The 1,334-nt window shown below is 62.4% G+C and carries 1 protein-coding gene; it reads right to left on the bottom strand.

All coding sequences use genetic code 11. The features are described from left to right. The coding region (locus ACCAA_RS21590) for an IS66 family transposase (RefSeq protein ID WP_186409310.1) at positions 1–1,271 on the bottom strand (1,271 nt) is incomplete at its 3' end. Between the last annotated feature and the right edge of the window lie 63 nt (positions 1,272–1,334).

Genomic DNA, 1,334 nt, shown 5'->3' with positions numbered 1-1,334 from the left:
TCCATCCGATGCGTTTCGCACAGGTGCTTTAGCCGCTCGATGTCGGTGGCGTAGCGCACCGGCAGTCCTTCCGGCGGCGGATCGACCCGCGCCTCGTAAATGGCGTCCATCAGCATTTGCATGATGCTTGCCATCTCCTTCCCGACCCCTGCCACCCGTCCATCGCTTGATTCTGCCAGGCCTCGCAGCTTGCGTATCAGATGCGGCCAGCAGCGCAGGCGGTTTTTCCAGGCGCGGTAGACCACGTAGCCATCGCTGATGAGAATGCCGTGAAAGCCGTCCTGCAGGGCATTCTCCAGCATTTCCGCGCTGCGCGGGCCAATCAGGAAGAGTGCCGTGTAGGTCGTGACCAGAGCCCACAGCCACAGCCGCAGGCCGGATTCCTTCCACGACGTTTCATCCACATTCAGTAGCGGCGCCTGAATGATGTCGGCTACCAACACGTCCTCCAGCGGGAAACTCGCGCGCCCCGCTTCGCGGATCGCCTCGTCGATCACACCGGTGCTCAGCAGCAGGCCGAACAATTCCATCAGTTCCTCGCGAATACGCGCCCGCGACAGACGCATGCGCAGATGGAGGAAAACAAGGATTCCGGCCAACTGAGGACCAACCAGGCGCCACTCGCCCAACTCGACTTTCCCCCACTGGCTGTCAGGCGGTGCCCGCCAGGGCTGCGCACGGCTGACATGACCACAGGTACACTCCGTTTCGAGCAGAAGATGACGCGTGACACTGAACATCAGCCCAATCCTGCCTTCTACCGGCGGCGCAATGTCGATTTCGTCCCAGCCCGTGTAAGCCTGTGACTTGGCGTCCGCTGCCAGCGCTGCCGTACAAGCCGCACAGTGCTCCGGTCGGTGCTCGCACGTAGCGGTCACCGTCAGTTTCTGGGTGCGGCCAAAGCCCGGACTGCCAGGCTGCTTGCCGGGCTTCTTCTTTGCGGCCTGCGGCTCTGATCGGGGCTTGACTTGCGCTTTGGCCGTCTTTTGCGCTGCCTCCGCGGCTCCCGTCTCCTCTTCGGCCGGGGCTTCTGCCATGTCGGTCTCGACTGCTGTATCCTTGCCCATCTCCGCTTCCGCGTCGCTGACTCTCTCCCATGGCGCCTGGCTGGTAGGCGGCCGCGAGCTGTTGTCCGGGTTTTGGTTCAACCGATCGTGTAGCTCCTTGACGTCGTGCAGCAGGCGACGCGATACCTCCAGCAAAAGCTCCGCCGGCGGCCTCTTCAGCCACTCGTCGTCCATTTGCAGAAGGTCGTGCTTGCACAGGTGCATCGCGTCAGGTCGTCGTTACGGTGCACGCATTATGACATAGAACTTGGCGCTGTGGCGTGAATT

The sequence above is a fragment of the Candidatus Accumulibacter aalborgensis genome, from assembly GCF_900089955.1.
Classification (GTDB): Bacteria; Pseudomonadota; Gammaproteobacteria; order Burkholderiales; family Rhodocyclaceae; genus Accumulibacter; species Accumulibacter aalborgensis.
The sequence above is the reverse complement of the archived record's forward strand: the minus strand, read 5'-3'. Positions and strand labels throughout refer to the sequence as shown.